This window comes from Brachybacterium subflavum (genome assembly GCF_009299795.1).
GTDB classification, from domain to species: domain Bacteria; phylum Actinomycetota; class Actinomycetes; order Actinomycetales; family Dermabacteraceae; genus Brachybacterium; species Brachybacterium subflavum.
Map to the genome: position 1 here is coordinate 458,812 of NZ_VIGP01000002.1, position 16,859 is coordinate 475,670.

Annotated in this window: 15 protein-coding genes; 11 read left to right on the plus strand and 4 right to left on the minus strand. The window is 72.3% G+C overall.

The genetic code is table 11. The annotated features are described in order from the left end of the window. Positions 1-247: 247 nt before the first annotated feature. Positions 248-1,516 (minus strand): ROK family transcriptional regulator, encoded by a 1,269-nt coding sequence (locus FHG10_RS05850; protein WP_152352372.1) that lies wholly within the window; start codon positions 1,514-1,516, stop codon positions 248-250. A gap of 81 nt (positions 1,517-1,597) precedes the next feature. Further along, the gene (locus tag FHG10_RS05855) at positions 1,598-2,503 is read right to left on the minus strand and encodes an SDR family NAD(P)-dependent oxidoreductase (RefSeq protein WP_152352373.1); all 906 of its coding nucleotides are present in this window, start codon (positions 2,501-2,503) and stop codon (positions 1,598-1,600) included. Between the two features lie 40 nt (positions 2,504-2,543). Between FHG10_RS05855 and FHG10_RS05860 the strand changes: the two genes are divergently transcribed. Both FHG10_RS05860 and FHG10_RS05865 read left to right on the plus strand, forming a co-directional pair. Further along, positions 2,544-4,628 (plus strand): M3 family metallopeptidase, encoded by a 2,085-nt coding sequence (locus FHG10_RS05860; RefSeq protein WP_152352374.1) that lies wholly within the window; start codon positions 2,544-2,546, stop codon positions 4,626-4,628. Positions 4,629-4,661: 33 nt separating this feature from the next. Continuing rightward, complete coding sequence (locus FHG10_RS05865; protein WP_227488062.1) at positions 4,662-5,378, plus strand: hypothetical protein; 717 nt, start codon at positions 4,662-4,664, stop codon at positions 5,376-5,378. A 37-nt stretch (positions 5,379-5,415) separates the two neighbouring features. Here the strand turns inward: FHG10_RS05865 and FHG10_RS05870 are convergent, their stop codons facing one another. Then, the gene (locus FHG10_RS05870; protein ID WP_152352375.1) at positions 5,416-5,826 is read right to left on the minus strand and encodes a DUF6157 family protein; all 411 of its coding nucleotides are present in this window, start codon (positions 5,824-5,826) and stop codon (positions 5,416-5,418) included. Positions 5,827-5,918: 92 nt separating this feature from the next. Further along, positions 5,919-6,512 carry a DUF4126 domain-containing protein gene (locus FHG10_RS05875; protein ID WP_152352376.1) on the minus strand — a complete coding sequence of 198 codons (594 nt, stop codon included), beginning with the start codon at positions 6,510-6,512 and terminating at the stop codon, positions 5,919-5,921. 58 nt (positions 6,513-6,570) lie between these two features. On the opposite strand from FHG10_RS05875, the gene FHG10_RS05880 reads away from it, so the two are divergent. The 9 genes from FHG10_RS05880 (at position 6,571) to FHG10_RS05920 (ending at position 16,839) form a co-directional block, all read left to right on the plus strand. After that, complete coding sequence (locus FHG10_RS05880; RefSeq protein ID WP_152352377.1) at positions 6,571-7,203, plus strand: hypothetical protein; 633 nt, start codon at positions 6,571-6,573, stop codon at positions 7,201-7,203. A gap of 315 nt (positions 7,204-7,518) precedes the next feature. Next, the gene (locus tag FHG10_RS05885; RefSeq protein WP_152352378.1) at positions 7,519-8,145 is read left to right on the plus strand and encodes a DUF47 domain-containing protein; all 627 of its coding nucleotides are present in this window, start codon (positions 7,519-7,521) and stop codon (positions 8,143-8,145) included. 8 nt (positions 8,146-8,153) lie between these two features. Further along, a complete protein-coding gene (locus tag FHG10_RS05890) occupies positions 8,154-9,176 on the plus strand; it encodes an inorganic phosphate transporter (RefSeq protein WP_152352379.1) in 1,023 nt (340 codons plus the stop codon). Between the two features lie 512 nt (positions 9,177-9,688). After that, positions 9,689-10,174 (plus strand): hypothetical protein, encoded by a 486-nt coding sequence (locus tag FHG10_RS05895; protein WP_152352380.1) that lies wholly within the window; start codon positions 9,689-9,691, stop codon positions 10,172-10,174. Between the two features lie 470 nt (positions 10,175-10,644). Next, complete coding sequence (locus tag FHG10_RS05900) at positions 10,645-11,067, plus strand: DUF6069 family protein (RefSeq protein ID WP_152352381.1); 423 nt, start codon at positions 10,645-10,647, stop codon at positions 11,065-11,067. A gap of 18 nt (positions 11,068-11,085) precedes the next feature. Further along, entirely contained in the window at positions 11,086-11,847 is a 762-nt protein-coding gene (locus FHG10_RS05905) for a CPBP family glutamic-type intramembrane protease (RefSeq protein WP_193636206.1), read from the plus strand. 39 nt (positions 11,848-11,886) lie between these two features. Continuing rightward, on the plus strand, positions 11,887-12,741 hold the full coding sequence (locus tag FHG10_RS05910) for an Fpg/Nei family DNA glycosylase (protein ID WP_152352383.1): 855 nt from the start codon (positions 11,887-11,889) through the stop codon (positions 12,739-12,741). Positions 12,742-12,911: 170 nt separating this feature from the next. Continuing rightward, the gene (gene pgm, locus FHG10_RS05915) at positions 12,912-14,555 is read left to right on the plus strand and encodes a phosphoglucomutase (alpha-D-glucose-1,6-bisphosphate-dependent) (protein ID WP_152352384.1); all 1,644 of its coding nucleotides are present in this window, start codon (positions 12,912-12,914) and stop codon (positions 14,553-14,555) included. 583 nt (positions 14,556-15,138) lie between these two features. Next, entirely contained in the window at positions 15,139-16,839 is a 1,701-nt protein-coding gene (locus FHG10_RS05920) for a hypothetical protein (RefSeq protein WP_152352385.1), read from the plus strand. Positions 16,840-16,859: the final 20 nt, after the last annotated feature.

Below are 16,859 nucleotides of genomic sequence, written 5' to 3' on the forward strand. Positions count from 1 at the left end.
ACGCACGGACTGGACGCACCGAGAGGTGAGAAGTCGTCGTCATAAGGGCGGTTTGACGACGTCTTCTCACCTCTCGCGGGCGCCTCATGCATTCCTTCGACGCCGCATCTCGCGCCGGCGACCTGTCGTCATGGCTCCATCAGGAGCCGATGGTGTGCCGCCCGAGCTCGCCGCGGCGCCGCTCTGACCTCACCGCCCGCGCTGGGCCCGAACCCGCAGCCGCCGTCGTGCGGCGGCGCGCCGCCTCTCAGGCGTCGTCGCGCCCGCCGATGAACCGGCGCAGGGCGATCACGGCGGCGCCGCGGGTCCAGTCGTCGAAGTCGGCGGGGAGGAAGCGCACGAGCACGTCGCGCTGGACGCGGGCGAGGTGGGCGCGCAGGGCGACGTCGAACTCGTCGCCCACGCGCAGGAGGTCCACGGCCTCGCCGCCCAGGATCAGGGCGTCCGGGTCGAGCACGCCGACGAGGCCGGCGCCCGCGACGGCGACCGCGTGGGCGACATCGGCGGCGACCTCGAGGGCGGCCGGATCACCGGCACGGGCCGCGCGCACGAGGGCATCGAGCCCGTGCGCCTCCGATGCCCCGGGGGCCCCGCCGGCGCCGACCCCACTGTCCGGCTCCGACACCCCGGTGACACCGCGCTCCCGCGCCGCGTCGAGGATGTGCGCGGTGCTCGCGACCTGGCGCAGCAGCACGCCGCGGCCGTCGCGGGTGATGGTGGGCAGGGTGCCGGTGAGGCCGGCGAGATGGGTGCGGCCGCGGTGGACCTCGGCGTCCTCGACGCTGCCGACGCCCACGCCCGCGCCGATGGTGATGACGGCGAAGGACCGGTGGCGTCGGCCGATGCCGAACCAGGCGTGGCCCTCGAGCAGGGCATGGAAGTCGTTGCTGACCGTCACCGGCAGGCCCAGGCGCCCCTCGAGGTCGGCGCGCAGGTGGACAGGTTCGCTCCAGCTGAGCATGGCGGAGGAGGCGACGGTGCCGTGGTCATCGACCTGCGCGCCGATGCCCACGCCGATCCCGGCCACCCGCGGATGGGCGGCGAGCAGCGGTTCGCACAGCTCGAGGGCAGTCGCGATGATCGTGGCCGGCTCGACGTCGTCGAGCTCCCTGCTGACCTCCTCGAGCGCCGTGCCGCGCACGGTGACGACGGCGGCGTAGACGCTCTGGGCGGTGATCTTCACGCCGATGAACACAGCGTGGTCCTCGTCGACGTCGAGGGGCTGCTGAGGGCGTCCCTTGGTCTGCATCTGCGGGGGCAGCTCGCGCAGCAGACCGTTCTCGAGCAGCTCGCGGGTGACGCGGGTGAGGGTCGGCCCCGAGAGCCCCAGCAGCCGCGCGAGGTCGGTGCGGGCGTGCGGGCCGTAGCGGACCAGGTGCTCGTAGACCTCGCCGGCGGTCGCGGAGCAGGGGGCGCTCGGCGGCACATGGCCCGCGGCCGCGCCTTCCGCACCCGGCGCGCCTACCGCGTCCGCCGCGCCCGGCGCGCCCGGCGCCGACTCTCCCCCGCTGTCCATGTCCTCAGGGTACGGAACGCGCCGGCCAGAAGCTGCCTGATCTCCCCGTCCCGGCCTGCTCCCCTCCGCAGCCCGTCCCGCTCACACCCCCGCGATCCTGCGGTCCGCCCACTCCGTGACCCGCCGGGCCAGCGCGAGGTCGTTCGCCGCGTCCGAGCGGCGCAGCAGCGTCGGCCGCCCGCGGTTGCCCATCGGCCCGTCGGGGCCGACGTAGGACCCGTGCGGGAGGGGCTGGGTGACGGCGAACAGGACGGATTCCGCGCCACGGGCGGCGGGCATCGCGATCGGCCGGGTGACCTCGGTGACCAGGGTGTCCAGCGCGGCGGAGCCGGTCGCGTTCTGGATGTTCGTCAGCACCCATCCGGGATGCGCGATCTGCAGGTCGACCGCCGTTCCGCGCAGGGACTCGGCGAGGTCGAGCGCCCACAGCATCGCCGTCAGCTTCGAGCGACCGTAGGAGGCGGAGATGCTCCAGCGGCCGCCCGCGAAGTCCATGTCCGTCAGGTCGATGCGTCCCGTCTTGTGGGCGTGGGAGCCGACGAGCACGATCCGCTCGCGCACGAGCGGCTGCAGCAGCGTGGTGAGGAGCCGGGGTGCGAGGGCGTTGACGGCGAGCGCCCGCTCGAACCCGTCGGCCGTCTCCTCGCGCCGTCGGAGGACAGTGCCGGCGCCGTGCACGAGCACGTCGATGCCGCGATCGCCGACGGCCTCGGCGATCGCCGAGGCGCCCTCGCGCACCGACGCCATCGACGCGAGATCGAGCCGGACGAGCCGGACGGCGTCCTCCCGGCCGGTCTCCCGGGCGATGCGCTCGCGCACGACCTCGCCCTTGGCCGGTGTCCGCACCGGCAGGACCAGGTCGGCGCCCCAGCGGGCGAGCTGCAGCGCCGCCTCCCGGCACAGTCCGTCGCTGCCGCCCGTGAGCACGACCAGCCGGCCGCTCAGGTCCGGCGCGTGCAGATGCTCCCACCCCATGACTGTTCGCATCCGCCCACGGTAGACGCACACCCCACATAGGCTGGTCACCATGCCCTCCACATCCGACGCCGACGTCACCGCCACCACCGAGACCGCCGCCGCCGACCTCACCGGCAACCCCTTCGCCGGCCCCTCGACACTTCCCTACGGCCTGCCGGACTTCGCCGCGATCCGTCCCGAGCACTTCCTGCCGGCGCTGCGCGCGGGGATCGCCGAGCAGAAGGCTCTGATCGCGCAGGTCGCGGCCGAGGCGGAGCCGCCGACGTTCGACACCGTGATCCGCCCGCTCGAGGAGGGCTCACCCCTGCTGCAGCGCGCCCTGCCGGTCCTCTTCCACCTGCTGGGGGCCGACGGCACCGAGGAGCTGCAGGCCATCGAGGCGGAGATCGTGCCCGAGCTGACCGCCCTCGAGGACTCGGTGTGGCTGGACGGGCGGATCTTCGCGCGGGTCGAGGCCCTCGAGCGCGACGCCGACGCCCAGGATCTGAGCCCCGAGGAGCGCCACGTCCTCGAGCGCACCCGTCTGCGCTTCGAGCTGCGCGGCGCCCAGCTGGATCCGGCGCAGAAGGCGCGGCTCGGCGAGGTCAACCAGGAGCTCTCGTCCCTGCAGACCCGCTTCACCCAGCAGACGAAGGCCGACCTCCACGACGCGGCCGTGCTGGTGACCGACGAGGCGGAGCTCGCGGGCCTCGACGACTCCCAGAAGGAGGCCGCGCGCCTCGCGGCCCAGGACGCAGGGAAGGACGGCTGGCTGCTCACGCTGATCCTGCCCACGATGCAGCCGCTGCTGGCCTCTCTCACCGACCGCACGGTCCGCGAGCGCCTGTACACCGCGTCGATCGGGCGCGGCACCGAGACCTGGGACCTGGCGAAGAAGATCGCCCGGCTGCGCGCGGAGAAGGCGCATCTGCTGGGCTTCGCCGACTTCGCCGAGCTCGCGGTCGCCGACCGCACCGCGAAGACCCCGTCGGCCGTCGAGGAGTTCCTCGCGCAGATCGCCGGGCCCGCGGTGCGCAACGCCGATCGCGAGGCGGGGCGCCTGGCCGCGAGGGCCGCGCGCGACGGCATCGACGAGCTCGCCCCGTGGGACTGGTCGTTCTACTCGGAGCTGATCCGCGCGGAGGAGTTCGCGGTCGACCAGGCCGAGCTGCAGCCCTACTTCGTGCTGGACCGCGTGCTCGAGGACGGCGTGTTCCGCGCCGCCCACGATGTCTACGGGCTCTCCTTCGCGCGCCGCGAGGACCTCACTCCCCCGCACCCGCTCGCCCGGATCTGGGAGGTGAGCAGGGAGGACGGCTCCGCCGTCGGCCTGTTCATCGGGGACTACTTCACCCGTCCCACCAAGCGCGGCGGCGCCTGGATGAACACGCTCGTGGACCAGTCGCGGCACGACGGCACGCTGCCGATCGTCATGAACACGATGAACGTGTCCCGGCCCGGCGAAGGCCGGCCGGCGTTCGTGACCCTCGACGAGGTCGGCACGATGTTCCACGAGTTCGGGCATGCCCTGCATGCGCTGCTCTCGGACGTGGAGAACTCGTTCGTGGCCGGCACGGCCGTCGCCCGCGACGTCGTCGAGTTCCCCAGCCAGGTCAACGAGATGTGGGCGCTGCGGGAGGGCATCGTCGAGCACTACGCCCGGCACGTGGAGACCGGCGAGGTCGTCCCGGCGGAGCTGCTCGAGAAGGTCCGCGCGGCCGAGCAGTGGAACGCCGGTTTCCGCACCCTCGAGCACGTGGCCGCGGTGACCCTGGACTGGCGCTGGCACCGCCTGAGCGAGGACTCGCACATCGGCGACCCGCACGCCTTCGAGGCCGCGCAGCTCGAGGACGCCGGGCTCGCGCATCCGCTGATCGCCCCGCGCTACCGCACCGGCTACTTCCAGCACACGTTCTCCGGCGGGTACGCCTCCGGCTACTACTCCTACCTGTGGGCCGAGGCGTACGACGCCGACGCCGTCGCCTGGTACGAGGAGCAGCTCGCCGAGGGCATCTCCCCGCGCGAGGCGGGCCGACGGTTCGCCTCCGGCATCCTCTCGATCGGCGGCTCGCGCGACCTGCCCGAGGCCTACCGGGCCTTCCGCGGCCGCGACCGCGACGCGCGCTTCCTGCTCGAGCGCCACGGGCTCGTCTGAACCGCACGCCCGAAGACCCCAGGGAGCTCTGCCATGCTCGACCCCATGACCCAGGACCAGCAGGCCGCCTCGGCCACGGAGAACCCGACCGCGCCGACGATCTTCACCGCCTACGAGATCGACAACATGCTCACGCTGAGCGACACGAGGTCGGCGGAGATCACGCGCGACCAGCTCGGCATCCCGGGCGTGCCGGGCTCCGGGCCGGCGACCGAGCACGTGACCGCGGCGGTCAATGCGGGGCTGCGGGCCCGCGGGATGCTCGTGCGCCGCGGCGGCGAATGGGTGCTGGGCCCGCAGGGCGAGCTCGTGGCGACCACCCTCACCACGGCCGACCGCTGGCTCGGGATCGCCCTCGCGCAGGACGCGGGCATGCGCGCGGCCTTCGTCGTGAAGGCGGGCGGCAGCGTCCTCATGCTCACGCAGGACGACCTGGACTCCTTCCAGGTCACGTCGCTGAGCGGGGCCGACGGGCGCTCGGCGGGCGATGTGCCGAAGGCCGTCGCCCGGGTCGCCACGACGTTCCTGCGCCGGGGCGCCGGGCACACCGTCAGCCTGCGCCGCACCGACATCGCCGACCCGGACTCGACGACGCCGCTCATGCTGCACGTCGAGGGCGACGGCTCCTGGCAGGCGGGCCACCTGCCGTTCACCGACGACGGCGTGCTCTCCGCCTCGCCGATCGCGCTCACCGAGGTCGAGTCCGCGATCGCCGATCTCTGGGAACGCGGGGAGAGCGGCGGGCGATGACCCTCACGCGCGCCTGAGCCTCACGCGCGTGAGGCCCTCACCCGCGCCGGGAGCGCATCGCCCTGCGCTGCTGCACGTGCGGATCTGAAGCCAGCGCCTGGTACTGCGCGGAGCCGACCGGCACGAGGGCGACACGGCCCTCGGCGTCGTGGTGGATGCCCCATCCGTACTTCTTGGGCAGCGGTGAGGCACGCAGGCAGGCCTGCGACCTCGCGAAGAACGCCTCACGCGCCGCGGGTCGCTCCCCCGCGTCGAGTGAGCGTCGGGCGGCGTGGACGTCGAACAGGACGTCGTCGCTGGTGAACTCGTAGGGGTGCCCGGAGATCAGGGCGAACTGGAGCGCCGCGATGGTCGGGGAGCCGTTGCCCAGGGGCGACTGCTCGGCCGTCGCGGCCGGGCAGTCCTCCGCCACTTGGATGAAGGTGTCGACGTAGTTGGTGGATCCCATGTGTCGATCATGCCCCTCGGGAGGTCGCGGCCTCTCGGACGAACGCGACAGTCCCTGCCCGCCTGCGCCCGCCTGTGCGTCGATACACGTCCTCAGCCGACGCCCGGCGCTGTGGCCTCCCGCGCCCGTCGGCGAGCGCGCACCCGCGACCAGATCCGCAGCGCGCGGTAGATGAGGTACCCGCCGGCCAGCAGCGCGATCACGGCGATCACGCCGGCGACGACGGGCAGGGCGACCGCGAGCACGCCGACCACGAGCGCGGCGACGTCCTCGGTGCCGGAGACCGCGACGTTCGAGACGGGCTCGGGCGAGGTGTTCACGACAGCGCGCGTCGCGGCCTTCGCGCCGTGGGCGCCGAGGGACGCGAGGACGCCGATGATCGCGAGCACGACCGCGTGGTTCGTGTCGGTCTCGCCGCCCAGCAGGTAGCCGATGGCGCCGCCCGCGACGGGCCGCACGACGGTGTGGACCACGTCCCAGAACGAGTCGAGGAAGGCGATCTTGTCCGCCGCGAAGTCGACGAGCAGCAGCACGGCGGTGATGACCAGGACGTCGGGCCGCTGCAGGACCTGAGGGATGTCGTCGATGCCCAGGAACCGTCCGCTCATGCCGAGCAGGAACAGCATGAGGTACGGGCGCAGGCCGCTCACCCAGCCCGACCCGAGCGTCATCATCAGCGCTTCCATGAGCGACAGCGTAGGCGACGGCCGCGTCACGGCCGGCGCCCGGGCCTACCCTGGAGACATGTCTTCGACGCCCTCACCCCGCTTCCGCCGCCCCGCTCCGCTGTTCGCGGCGCGCGCGGCGGAGATCCCGGGCGCGCCCGATCCGCAGCTCGCGACGGACCTCGGCCACGAGAGCGCCCGCGCGCTGCTGGACGGGGTGTATCGCAGCACCGACCCGGCGGTCGTCGAGCGGGTGCTGCACCTGGTGGAGACCGAGGGCCTGGACGATCTCGCCTCGCTGTGGTCCGGCTCCCCGGCGCAGACCCTGCCCGGCGCGCTGTGGCGCCTGTACGTGCTGCACACATGGGCGCGGCGCAACGCCCACGACGTGGTGCGCCGCTACCGCGAGGGGACGCACACGATCCCCGGTCTGCGCTATCTCGCGGGTGTCGCGGAGCCGCCGGACATCGACCAGGTCCGCGCCACGCTCGACGAGATCCTGCGCGGCGCCTTCACGGGCGACCTGCCGATCGCGCTGGGCCGCGCCGGGGCGGTCGCGGTGCTGTGCGCCCACGGCACCGCGCACCTGGCCGACCGCGAACAGACCTCCGAGCAGCAGCACGCGATGACGACGCAGGCGTCCCGTCTGCTCTCCACCGGCGAGGAGCTCACCGAGGCCGCGCGCATGGCGGAGGCCGGCACCCTGAGCTGACGCCGGGCTCGGCCCGCCCGACGTCGGCGTCCCCGCCTGACGCCAACCCAGGCCCCGGCCGCCCTCGGCCGCATTCCCGTATCCGGCCCGTCCGTCTCGATCCCCACATCCCTGAGACCCGTGATGCGTCGCGGGTTGCCGATGTCCTACGATGGGACGCGCGTCGGGCCGCGGTTGCCCCGGGCTCCAACATTCGCCGCTTCGAGCGGCCTTCGCGCCGTCAGGCGCACCCGGTCCGGCGCGCCTCAGCTCCGGGCGGGTGGCGTCTTCGCCCCCGCCCGCATCCGTGCCGACCCGCCCTTGCGAGGAGACGTCGTGGCGTTCCGCTTGTTCTCCCGTCGCTTCGAGAGCTCCCTGCACGACCTCTTCAACGATCTCGCGCAGGTGCTGGTCGCCGGGGCGGAGATCCACTCGCGCACCCTCGGCCAGTCCCCGCGCGACCGGGCCCGCAGCGCCCCGCGCCTGCACGAGCTGGCGAGCGACTCCTCGCAGCTCTCGCACCGGATCGCGAACCGTCTGGCGGACTCGCTGATCACCCCCTTCGAGGCCGACGCCCTCCACGACCTCGCGCTGACCATGTCCGACCTCATGTACTCCCTCGAGCGCACCGCGGAGCTCTCGGCGTCACGGGGCGCCACGGCCGTGCCCGACGTGCTGCTGGAGGCCGCGCAGCTCATCGAGCGGGGCTGCGAGCTGACGGTCGAGGCGGTCTGGAAGCTGCAGGCGGTCAAGGAGCTCGAGGGGTACGCGCAGGAGATGCGGCGCCTGCGCCGCCACGGCGACGGCCTGGCCCTGCGCGCCCGCACCGAGGTCTACGCGCGCGGCGGCGCGGCGGCGGATCTGCTGCGCGAGCGCGACCAGGTCGAGAGCGTCGAGGCGAGCCTGCGGCTGCTGGACGAGCTGGGACGCACGGCGGACCTTCTGCGCGTCAAGGCACCGTAGGCCCGCCGATGCTCTCGCCCTTCTTCGTCGCGGCGGTGTGCCTGGCCCTGGCCATGGCCTACGTGAACGGCCTGCACGACGCCTCGAACGCGGTCTCCACCACGATCGCCACGCGCGCGATGTCCGAGCGCGCGGCCCTGGTCCTCGCCGCGGTCCTCAACCTGCTGGGCTCCCTGCTGGGGCTCGGCATGTCCCTGACCGGGACCCGGTGGGCGCTGGACCTCGCGGGCCTGGAGTCCCTCACCCACGGAGACGTCCACGGCGACCCGCTGGTGCCGCCGATGCTCGTGGGCGTGGCGCTCGCCGTGATCTGCTGGTCGGTTCTCACGTGGGCGCTCGGAATCCCCTCCTCGACCTGGCAGGCGATGCTCGGCGCGGCCGCCGGCGCGGCTCTCGCGATGGGACTGCCGGTGCCCTGGCTCGCGGCGCTCGCGCTGATCGTTCTGCCCCTGGTGGTCGCGCCGGTGGTCAGCGGTGTCGCCTCCTACGGGCTCGCCCGCGGGATCCGCCGCCTGGGAGCGGAGGACCGCATCAGCATCGGGACCCTGCAGTTCCTGCAGACCCTCTCCGCCGGTGCCGTCGCTACCGCCCACGGCTTCTCCGACTCGCGGATCTCGATGGCGCTGATCGTGCTTGCGGCCTCCTACCAGGGCATCGACATGGCGGACACCCCTGCCGCGCTCTCCGCGATGGTCGCCGTCTCGCTCGCCCTCGCGCTCGGGACGCTGGTGGGCGGGCATCGCATCATCCGCACGCTCGCGCGCCGTCTGACGAACCTGGCGACGGTCCAGGGCTTCGCCGCCGAGGCGGTCGCCGCGATCGTGGTGCTCGTGGGCGCGAGCGGCACCGGCACTTCCTTCTCGACCTCGCAGTCGCTGACCTCGAGCGTGGTCGGCTCCGGCCTCGCACTGGGCCCGCGCCAGATCCGCTGGAAGCTGTTCGGCGGGATCCTGGGCATCTGGGTCGCGACGCCGATCGCGTGCCTGGGGCTGGGCGCGATGTGCACGCTGCTGGTGCACCGCCTCACCTGAGACTCCGCGTCCCCGCGCGCACCCTGCCGATGTTCGGGAGGCCTCGTTATCCTGTCCCGACCCGACGTCGCCTCACAGGAGGTCAGATGCCCTCGCCCGACGAGCGCCCCGCCGCACGATCTCGCCCCAGCTACGGCCTGCCCGGTCCGACCCCGAACGGGTCCGATGGTCCCTCGGCCGACAGTGGGCGCCCGACGTACGGCCAGTCGGCGCCCGGTGCGCCGTCCGCGGGCACGACCGGTGGCGCGTCCTCCGCAGGCACGTCCCCCGGCGCGCCGTCCGCCGATGCGAGCGGCCCGGCAGGCGCCTCGGCTCCGTCGGGTCCGACGGGCTACGTGCTCCCTCCGAAGGGTCAGCGCGGCTCCGCCGGTGGTCCGGCGGGCTCCGCGGGCGGTCCGGCTGGCCCCTCGGGTCCGGCGTACGGGCCTGCGGCGTCCGGCGGGCCGACGGGCCCTGCGGGAGCGGCCGCGCCGACGCGCCGTCGCGGGAAGCTTCCGCTCATCCTGGGCATCGTGCTCATCGTCATCGCGCTCGCCCTGGCGATCATCGGCCCGATCATCAGCGTGCGGAACGTGGTCTCGGCGATCGACGCGGACGGCAACGCCATCACCGACGGCAAGGCCGAGGTCCCGCTGGACGAGTTCGACATGATCCTCGTGTACGTGCCGAGCGACGACTCGGGGACCGCCGAGTGCACGTCGTCGAGCCCCGGGGACTCCTCCGTGCAGACGGACACCGGCGGCGGCCAGTCCGTCACCTTCCCCAACGGCACCTCCTACGAGCAGCGCTCGGGGATCCTGGCGACCTCGGACACGACGGTGACCGTCTCCTGCACCGGCACGAGCTCGGCCGACGCGATGTACGTGGGCCCGATCAACGTGTGGGGCTTCGTGGTGCCGTTCTTCGGCGGCATCGTGCTGGGGCTGTTCATCGGGCTGATCGGCCTGGTCCTCACGATCGTGGGGATCGTGCTGATGGTGCGCACGCGTCGGGCATGATGCGCATGCCGTCCTCGCAGCCCGCCTCGCCCGCGCCCGACGCCTCCGACGCGAACCGGCATCAGCCGGAGTCGTCATGGCCCGGAGGGATCCCGCCCGTCGAGCCCCGGCCGCGCTCGTCCTGGCCGGGCGCGCCCCGCCCGGACGACGCCGCAGCGCAGGGTTCCCGCGATCCGAGCGGGTCCGGGGATCCTCGCGAGGCCCATGAGTCGTCCAGCCCCACCGGCTCCCGACCCCAGGCGCCCCAGCGCACCGCCTCCCGGCATGACGCGTCCCGTTCCGCCGGCACGTCGGGCGCCTCCCGCTCCGGCGCCTCCCGGGCCAGCGACTCCCGTCGGTCCGGTGCTTCCCGCTCCGGTGCTTCCTCATCCACCGCCGACGGCGCGAACGCGTCCTCCCGCAGGATCGCACCCTCTCGCAGGGCGGCATCGCGCGAGGCCTCCCGGTCCACCGGCTCGCGGCGCGGGCCCGTGGACACGCCGCGCGCCTCGCGGGCGGTCGCGACGCTCGTGCTCGCGGTGCTCGCGGCGATCCTGGTGTGGGTGGTCGCGACCCCGATCGCCGGGCTCGACCTGCACGCCGGCGGCTGGTCCATCAGCCCCGGCGCGATCATCCCCGCGGTGCTCGTGCCCGGGATCCTCGCCTGGGTGCTGCGCATCGCCTTCGAGCCCTCGCCCCGCGGGCCGCTGATCTGGACGATCATCACGGTCGTGGTGCTCGTGCTGTCCCTGCTCGGGCCGGTGGTGATGGGCGCTTCCGGTCCCATCCTGCTGGCGCTGCTGGCGATGCACGTGCTCGCGGGCGTCGTCGTCGTGGTCGGCCTGCGCGGCCCGCGCGGGACGGTGCACGTCTCCCGCACCCCACGCACCCAGGAGAGGGCCGAACCCCTCTAGGAAGAGATGAGCCCGATGATGTCGACTCAGGATCTCTGGACCGCATGCCTGCTGATCCCCGCGCTCGTCCTCGGCATCATCGGGGCGCTGGCCTCTCGGCGCGGGCGCACGACCCTCGGCCTCTCCCTCCGCCACGGCGCCGTGACGGAGTTCCTCGCCGGCTGCGGCTTCTCGCTGCCCTTCGTGCTGGTGCTCATCGGGGTCATGGATCTCAGCGGCCTCGTGGACGGCCCCGAGTGGATCGGGGGCTGGGCGTCCGCGGCGGGGATCGCGGTGTACTTCCTGGTGCTGTTCCTGCTCGAGGAGATCGCGTTCCGCGCGCTGCTGATGACGGGGCTCGGCGTGCTGATCGGGCGCTCGGGCGCCTGGGTGATCACGGCGGCGGCGGTCGCGGGCGCCTACGCCTTCGCGCCGCACACGGGCGTGCTGCCGGTGGCGGGCGCGATCATCACGAATCTGCTCACGGGTCTTGCGCGCTGGCGGACGGGCCGCATCTGGTGGGGATTCGGCCAGCGCTGGCTGTGGAATACGGCGGTGGTCGCCCTCGGCTTCACCGACAGCGGCTTCGCCCTCCAGGACGGCCTCATGCGCCAGCCGCTCGCGGGCCCGTCGTGGCTGACGGGCGGAGGGTTCGGCCTGGAGGGCGGGGGCGTCGGCATCGCCTTCCTGGTGGTGATGATGCTCGGCGTCGCGCTGTTCGCCCGAGGACGCACGGGTCCCTGGCGGATCTCCGCCGCTCCGACGGGCTCCGCCGCGCCCACCCCCTCAGCACGCGCGTAGCCCCGCTCTCCCACGTCCCCGTCGCCCCATACTGGGGGCATGCCGGAACTGCCCGAGCTCGACGCCGCCGTCGCGCAGATCGACCGACTCCTCACGTCTCGTCGTCTGCACGGCGCGGACGTCGCCGCCATCAGCGTGCTGAAGACGGCGGACCCGCCGCTGGCCGATCTCACGGGCCGCGAGCTCACGGGAGTCGGCCGCCGCGGCAAGCACCTCCTGCTGGATCTCGAGGGGACCGTGCTGGTCATGCATCTGGCGCGCGCGGGCTGGCTGCGGCACCATGCGCAGGCTCCCGCGGGTGCGTCGGGGCCGCGCAAGGGTCCTCTCGCCGTGCGCATGGTGTGGGACGACGGCTCCGCTCTGGACGTCACCGAGCAGGGCACCCGCAAGGCCGTCGCGCTGTGGGCCACCACGGCCCCGGAGGAGCTGGAGACCCTGGCCCGCCTGGGACCGGAGGCGGATGCGCTCGACGAGGCCGCGTTCGCGGATATCTGCGCCGGCACCCACGCGCACCTGAAGACCGTGCTCACCGACCAGACCCTGATGGCCGGCGTCGGCAACGCCTGGTCCGACGAGGTCCTCCACACCGCGCGCCTCTCCCCCTTCGCCGCGGCCGACGGTCTGGACCGCGAGGCCGCCGAGCGTCTGCACGCGGCCCTGCGCGAGGTGCTGGATCGCGCCGCGGAGGGCCTTCGGGACCTGCCGCTGGACCGCATCAAGAGGGCGAAGACGTCGCTGCTGCGCGTGCACGGCAGGGCCGGGGAGGACTGCCCCGCGTGCGGGACGAGGATCGCGGAGGTCTCCTTCGCCGAGCGCTCCCTGCAGTACTGCCCCACGTGCCAGACCGGTGGTCGGCGTCTGAGCGACCGTCGGATGGACCGCCTGCTGCGGTGACCACGGCTCCTCCCGGGCACCGTCCGAATCCGTCCCGGAACCCTCCGGGGCCCTCCCGGAGCCTTCCGGGATCGTGGACAGGCCCCATCTCACGCACCGGGCCCCGGGCCGCGGAGCCCAGCCGCGCTTCCTAGAGTGGACCGATCGGACCAATCGAGGGAGAGATGATCATGGCGCAGCATGAGCGAGCAGGTCAGAAGGCCCGCCCGGAGGATCTTGTCGACGTCGCGGAGCTCCTGGACGCCTACTACGACCTGCATCCGGATGCGAGCGATCCCGATCAGGCGGTCGTGTTCGGCACCTCGGGCCATCGCGGCTCGTCGCTGGACACGGCGTTCAACGAGGACCACATCGCGGCGACGACGCAGGCGATCGTGGAGTACCGGGCCGCGCAGGGGATCCGCGGCCCGCTGTTCATCGGCCGGGACACGCACGCGCTGTCCACCCCGGCCTTCGACACCGCGCTCGAGGTGCTCGGCGGCAACGACGTCACCGTGCTCATCGACTCGCGCGATGCCTACACGCCCACCCCCGCGGTCTCGCACGCGATCCTCGTGCACAACCGCGGCAAGGGCGGGAACGACGCGACCCGGGCCGACGGCATCGTCGTCACCCCCAGCCACAACCCGCCGCGCGACGGCGGCTTCAAGTACAACCCGCCGCACGGCGGACCGGCTGGCTCGGACGCGACCGGCTGGATCGCCGACCGCGCGAACGAGCTGCTGACGAGCGGCCTGAGCGGTGTGCGCCGGATCGAGCGCCAGCAGGCCCACGCCCGCGCCGAGCGCTACGACTACCTCAAGAACTACATCGACGACCTGCCCAGCGTGGTGGACCTCGATGCGATCCGCAGCGCGGGCGTGCACATCGGCGCGGACCCGCTGGGCGGCGCCTCGGTGGACTACTGGGCGATGATCGCCGAGATGCACGACCTGAACCTCGACGTGGTGAACCCGAACGTCGACCCGCAGTGGTCGTTCATGACGCTGGACCGGGACGGCAAGATCCGCATGGACTGCTCGAGCCCGTGGGCGATGGCCTCGCTGCTCGAGGTCAAGGACCGCTACGACATCGCCACCGGCAACGACGCGGACTCCGATCGTCACGGCATCGTCACGCCCGACGGCGGCCTGATGAACCCCAACCACTACCTCGCGGTCGCGATCCGCTACCTCTTCTCCCATCGGCCGGACTGGCCGGCGGGCGCGAAGGTCGGCAAGACGATCGTCTCCTCCTCGCTCATCGACAAGGTGACGGCGTCGCTGGGACGGGACCTGTTCGAGGTGCCCGTGGGCTTCAAGTACTTCGTGCCCGGCCTGATCGACTCCTCGGTGGGCTTCGGCGGCGAGGAGAGCGCGGGCGCGTCGTTCCTGCGGCGCGACGGCAGCGTGTGGACGACGGACAAGGACGGCATCATCCTGGCGCTGCTGGCCTCGGAGATCCTCGCCGTCACCGGGAAGACCCCGAGCCAGCTGCACGGCGAGCTCGTCGAGGAGTTCGGTGCGAGCGCCTACGCCCGCATCGACGCCCCGGCGAACCGCGAGCAGAAGGCGAAGCTCAAGAGCCTCACGCCCGACGCGGTGAGCGCGACCGACCTCGCCGGCGAGACCATCACCGACAAGATGACGGTCGCGCCCGACGGCTCCGCGATCGGCGGCCTCAAGGTCTCCACCGAGAGCTCGTGGTTCGCCGCGCGGCCCTCGGGCACGGAGGACGTGTACAAGATCTACGCCGAATCCTTCCGCGGCGAGGACCACCTCGCCGAGGTCCAGGAGGCCGCGAAGCAGGTCGTCGACACCGCTCTGGAGGACTGACTCCGGGCCGACGCGGGTCGGCCGTGGGCCCGACTGCGGCCCGACGGAGCACCTGCAGCGCCCGCCCCGCGTACGTGGGGCGGGCGCTGCTCGGTGTGCGGCGGGCGCTGCTCGGTGTGGGGCCGCTCGCGCACTGGTCTCACGCGCGTGCGCGCGGGAACGGGATGCGGTTACCGTAGAGTCTTCAACTTCCGCCCTCCGCCTGCGGGGCCGGAGGTCACTGCGCATCCTGCTTCCCCCGGGGTTCCCCCGGTGCTCGGATGCGCTTCCCAGGGCGTTCCCCGCGATGAGCGCTCGTGCACACCGCCATTGCGCGATCGCCGGGAAAGAGGCAGGGTGGTAGTTGGCCAAGGAACAGTAACGAGTCGGCAAAGGGCACACGGAGCTTCCCCGCACATACCCCCCGAAACCGCCCGCCTGGTTGGCACGAACATTGCTGACCTGCAAAGACGACGCAAGCCCCAGACTTCGCCCTCGCCATGTATCGTTCCGCAGAGCAATGACCCACACCACGTGGGAACCCCATCCGAAGACGGATCGTCGACCGGCGAGCCGCACAGAGTGACGCGAGGAGAGGAGGCGCATGCGACGCACGACACCCGCACGCAGTGCACACGATGCACGGCGCCCTGTCCGCGCCATCCATCTGCGCGCCGCCTCAGTCGTCGCACTCGCCGCCCTCGGTGTGGGGGTCGCGCCTGCCGTCGCAGCGCCGCTCGAAGGCGCCGACAGTCAGAGGGCCGTCGTGACGGCTGGTACGAGCAGTGATGCCAGCGACAACGGCGACGACGGCGGCAGCGAGAACGGCAAGCAGTCTTCGGACACTCAGACAACCGATGGCTCTGAGTCCAGCGAGGACAAGTTGAACGACTCGGAAACAGACCCGCGCCCCGACAAGGGAGACGGCCAGTCGGCCTCCGACCCTGCCCCAGCCCCGACGGACACGGCGCAGTCACGAAACACCGGTGACAGTAAGACTCCCGCGGAAAGTACAGGCCCTCAGAGCGCGACGCTGGACCCATCCAGACTCGATCTCAACCGGAAGAGGACGACCGGGCTATCGCTCAAGGGGTTCACGCCGGGGACTGAGGTCTCGCTGAACACACCCGAAGGTGTGACAGCCGAGCCACAGCAAGGTTTGACCGTTGACAAGGACGGTTGCCTGCACGTCACGCTCCAGGTCGATCCATCGACCGCAGCTGGCCCCTACAAGATCGAAGCAACCGATGGAAAGGGCCAAGAGGCGAGCGACACTCTGACGGTCGTGGCCAAGCATTCGATCAAGGTGGAGACAGTCGAGGCAGGCCGTGAAGCCCACATCACGGGCTCGGGGTTCCCTACAGAGGACCAAGTGACTGTGCAGGTGAACAAGACCGACAACCCCAAAAAGCGGATCGGCGATCCGGCGGAGCCGGATGTCAAGAATGGGGCGTTCACCAGCGACATCGAGATCCCTGCAGACACTGACCCAGATGGCAAGTACATCGTCACCGCAAAGACCGCCAGCGGGAAGATCACGGAGAGCGCCCCGCTCACCGTGACGGCCGCCGACCACGACAACGACGACTCAGAGGACCACAAGCCCGACGATCCGACTGCCACGGCCCCTGATCCTGAGGCCCCTACCGCTGAGAATCCGAGTGAGTCTTCCTCGGACTCTTCGTCCTCCAGCAGCTCGTCTTCATCCAGCTCGTCGTCCACTTCAAGCAGCTCGTCCTCCACAACGACAACGTCGACCACTCCGTCGGACAGCGGCTCGCGTAGCCCCTCCACCACGTCCGAGGTCCCCCCGGCAACGAGCACGCGCGATCGCTCGAAGGAGATCGAGCTGAGCGCGCCGTCGGACGACACCAAGACCTCCGAGAAGCCGGAGAAGAAGGACACCGCCGAGAAGCCGACGAAGGACGAGGAGTCGGAGAAGGCCAAGGACGAGGACAAGAAGACCTCGGACACGCCGCAGGAGACCTCCGACCAGCCGGTGTCCGATCAGCAGAGCGACACCACCGAGGCCGCCGCGACCATGGACGACGACGACACCACCTCGAGCGGCCCCACCACCGTCACCACGGAGGACGACGGCGGCGGCCCCCTGGTGAAGCTCTTCAGCTCCATCGGCGGCGAGGACGCGAGCGGGATGAACCGCATCCGACAGGTGTTCGTGGCGACCCTGGGCGTCGCCTTCCTGACCGCCGCAGGATTCACCACCGCCTCGTGGCTGAGCCGCCGCAGCGGCACCCACAGCGCCCGCGCCGGCCTGCGCCAGCTGTTCCACCGCAGGCACTGAGCCGACCTGCCGTCGGCCCC